The sequence below is a fragment of the Lacticaseibacillus camelliae DSM 22697 = JCM 13995 genome (assembly GCF_001311195.1).
Lineage (GTDB): Bacteria > Bacillota > Bacilli > Lactobacillales > Lactobacillaceae > Lacticaseibacillus > Lacticaseibacillus camelliae.
Genome location: NZ_BBAJ01000127.1, coordinates 1 through 3,907, shown reverse-complemented (window position 1 = coordinate 3,907; position 3,907 = coordinate 1). Strand labels below are relative to the sequence as shown.

3 protein-coding genes are annotated in these 3,907 nt (G+C 43.7%); all 3 read left to right on the top strand.

The genetic code is table 11. The annotated features are described in order from the left end of the window. Positions 1-455: 455 nt before the first annotated feature. Positions 456-1,457: a hypothetical protein gene (locus tag JCM13995_RS13125; RefSeq protein ID WP_054666438.1), complete on the top strand. Its 1,002-nt coding sequence runs from the start codon at positions 456-458 to the stop codon at positions 1,455-1,457. A 56-nt stretch (positions 1,458-1,513) separates the two neighbouring features. After that, a complete protein-coding gene (locus JCM13995_RS13120) occupies positions 1,514-2,290 on the top strand; it encodes a hypothetical protein (RefSeq protein WP_156314507.1) in 777 nt (258 codons plus the stop codon). A 12-nt stretch (positions 2,291-2,302) separates the two neighbouring features. Beyond that, the coding region (locus JCM13995_RS13115) for a DUF262 domain-containing protein (RefSeq protein ID WP_054666431.1) at positions 2,303-3,907 on the top strand (1,605 nt) is incomplete at its 3' end.

Sequence of the window (3,907 nt, the reverse complement as noted above, 5' to 3'; positions counted from 1 at the left end):
TCTTCAAATTCTTCACAAATCACCGTAAAAAGTAGTTCTATTAGAATAGCGAATTGATGAAGGACAGCGTCGATTAAGCTGTCCTTTTCCGTATAACAGCTAATAATCATTTAAAAGAACAGCAATAGTGTAATACCTATAAATAAATAACGTATGTTTGAAATTCATTCTTGTAAATGCTTAACACAATATTGAAACGTAAAATAACAAACAAGATTTTAACAAAAAAAGGAATTTTATGATTGCTGAAGCTAATATCTGTTAATAATTGCTCTAGCAGTGCTGAATTTTGGGCCTTACTAGTAGCCGATATGATATAATTTTAATAAATCACTGCGGCCTGTAAAGGGCAAACCTTCCCTGAAGCCAACTGGGAATGAGCGCAATCTAGTGTCGAGTTTCATCGTTAATTCGTGTTTATACTTGGCGCTGAGTAAAACATTGGGGGAATTTTGATGAGCAAGTTAGAGTTAAGCTGGGAGGCATTGCATCGTTTCAACCCAGCCCTGAAATTTTCTGTGTATCGAAGTGGCATTGAAGAGTTTGCCGATGAGGCATCAGCTACAGAGGCCAAAAATCGGTGGGCTAACATTGGTCGAGAAATTATTTTAGCTAAGATAAAACTTTATTGTCTGCAAGACATTCACGTAAATTTGGCCGGCTTTGAAGCAATCGAAGAAGAGTCTGTAACTTCAGTTTATGCTGCACTCTATCAGCAGCTAATCGCTTGTTTCAATAATGCCAAAACTTCAGACAAATCATTAAGAAGACGGCGCGTGGATCGACTGATTGGCTTTCTGGCAGCTGAGATTGATTCAGGAATGGTTGGCCAGTTTTTAACGCCGACGATCTTAAAAGAATCTGTCCGCCAAATATTACCTGCAGAAGAAGCTTTGAAGCGTTATGAGAAGAAAAATCCAGGCTTGCTGGGCCGAAAGGTAACAGTAATTACCAGTGGGGTACACGTACGCCTAGAATTCCGTCAACGGTCTGCAGTTGGTGAGGGATTGGATGTTAAGGAAGCCGAGTCAATTGCACAAGAACGATTGGCGGACCTTCTCTATGACGGTGAGTTACCCACGCTGAGAGCCACGTATCCGCAAACATCTAGGCAGATGCATGAACCTACTGAAAAGATGTTAAAGTGGGCACAAATATTCAATATCTCGGATGATTTGGTTTCTCGGATACTTATCCTTGATGCTAGAAATGAAACGATGGACAGCCTTATAGAATCTATTGGACACAATCTATGTGCTGCATATTGTTATTCTAATCCAGACAGTGATTTCAGTGAGAGTGCTAGTGATGCAGTTAAATCATTAGTGAAAGCGGTGATTCATCTCCCAAAACTTGCCGAAGCGCCGTTTTTACTGATAGGGAGACAGAGGGATATTCAAATTCAGCCACGTATTTTAAACCGTATGTTTTTTTTATTTGAGTCCAATTGGTGGTGAAGCCAATTCTCACTTTGCTTTCATACTGAATTCGGTCGCCAAAAAAATCGAGTCCAGTGAAAACGGATACTACAGAGGATAAAATTTTGCCTATTCCTCGGTCTGCTATCTCGCATGATCATGAAGAGCAGACACCTCAGAGACGAGAGGTAACGCCAGTTTTCAAACCGGCAAGGCAAGAAACGGTGACGCAAGAAACGGTGACGCGAGCACAGGCCGGCATCAGTGGATTTAAATATGGTCAACCAGCCAAACTGACAGATGTTTTACAATGGGTTGAACGCCACCGAGTCCCTTATACAGGGCTTTTACAGCAGAGAGAGGATCCCTTAACCTTTGTCGATCAGTTTATGAAACAACAAACAAGAATGAATCTGTTGATTACTCTCCCGCGTCTTGACTTACCGACATTACAGCTGCTGACCCCACTGGTTCGTCACGTAGTGGAACTGAAGACTAGTGAGGCCGTTCTTTTGGCAGGAAATATTGAGCGCATCGCCAGTCAGAACGACCAAGTTAGTGGCGTAACTCCGCGTATGCTTGTTGCGCTGATGCACCGTGGCGTTAAGTTTGGTGACTTAAGGGGCGGGGGTCCTGGTAGTTTTCTCGAATTGAGCAATCTAGATTACGCGTTGGATTTGGTGATGACGACGCCTTTCTCTGCTGATTTGCAAGAGCGAGCAATTTCGGTTCGGCAATTTACGGTTTCGCCAATTTCTGTGAATCCATTTTGTGAGTTAGTCACGGCATTCAAAAAGTTTCAACAGCCTATCGTGCAGTCGGAACTGGAAAAGTCAATGTTTGATGATGAGTTGAATGAGCTAGGTTTTTAAGGAGAGATGCATATGAGTTTTGTTGATATTCCCGAGCCTTCACGGTTTCGAATTGGCAATCTGTTTCAGGATAATAACTTTATTGTCCCCAAGTATCAGCGCAACTTTGCTTGGCAAGAGAACGAAATTGATGATTTCTGGAACGATCTTGCTGAGTTAGCTGATGGCAACCGTAGTAGTCATTTCTTCGGTCAAATTGTGACATTCAAGAATCCTGATGGTAATCAAGAACTGATTGACGGTCAGCAACGCTTGACCTCCAGTTCAATTCTGCTTGCAGTGATGAGCGACATTGCGACCAAGGCGTATTCAAGTAATCGTGATGAGATGTCTCCCGAGTCTGGGGACGTCTTGAGAGATGTAAAGCGGGATGTGGCTAAATATTTACGAGCCCAAGAGAATCAGCCATCTTTGACACTGCAAAGCGGTAATAAAGATCGGGACGGCCTTGACGCCAACGCTTTCTTTAGCGGTCTAATTAATGGTAAACGTCACAAAGCCTATACGGAACCAACTAAAAATATGGACGCGGCGTACCAATACTTTTACAAGAACGTGTCGGCGTCTATGAATCAATTCAAGACTTGGGCGGAGCGAGTTGATCGGCTCAGCCGCTTATTCCGTTCTTTTGTCGATAACTTTTACGTGGTGATGATCTCGGCACCGACACAACGAGATGCCTTTATTATCTTCGAAACTCTCAATAGCCGTGGCAAAGACCTGAAAGCGTCTGACATTATCAAAAACCACTTAATGTACGTGGCGGGCGGTGAAATGGATCTCGCTAATCAAAAATGGAATGATGTTTCTCGTGAGCTCAAGGATGACAGTGATCGCATCACCCGTTTCATCCGGACTTATTGGTCTGCCCGGCAGCGGCTGGTAGTTGAGTCACATCTCTACAGAGCGCTGAGTCAAGAACTGACAAATAGTGCCAAGGCCAATGAATTCTTAGATGATCTCGTCCAGTTGGCACCAGTTTACAACATGCTGGAGGCCGCTTCGTTGAGTAAGCGTCAGCGTTTCTTCAACAATACTGAGCTGGCTCAGCAAATCGATATTCTGTATCGGATGCGGGTCAAACTGTTCTATCCAATTCTGCTGGCACTGAGTAAAAGAGGGTTTTCAAGCCGGGATATGGTCATTGTGATGCAGAAAGTAATCGCCATATTCATTCGACACCGCGCCATTATGAATGATGGCACCAACCGACTGGAGTCTGGCTATGCGATTATTGCACAGGAGATTTGGTCAGGGAAACTAAGTTCAAGTAGTCAAATTAATCAGGCCTTGAACGACCGTCTCCTGAAATCGAATGCTCAAGTCAAAGGAGCGTTCTTAAATCTGACCAAGGAAGGGGGACAGATTGGTCCCAAAAAGTGGACACTGCTTTATTTGTTGGTTCAGCTCTACGACGAAGATCTCGAGGAAGCGGCTTTCACTGATGACGATTTCCAGCTGGTACACATTGATGAGTCAAGAGTGAGCCCGGCTATGGTTAATTACGTTGGTAACTGGACGCTGCTTGAGAAAGCACTCGTCAATGATTACGAAAATGACGTGGGAGACTTGGATGCTAAGGCCTCCCTACTAAACCGATCGAATGTCCTCAATTTT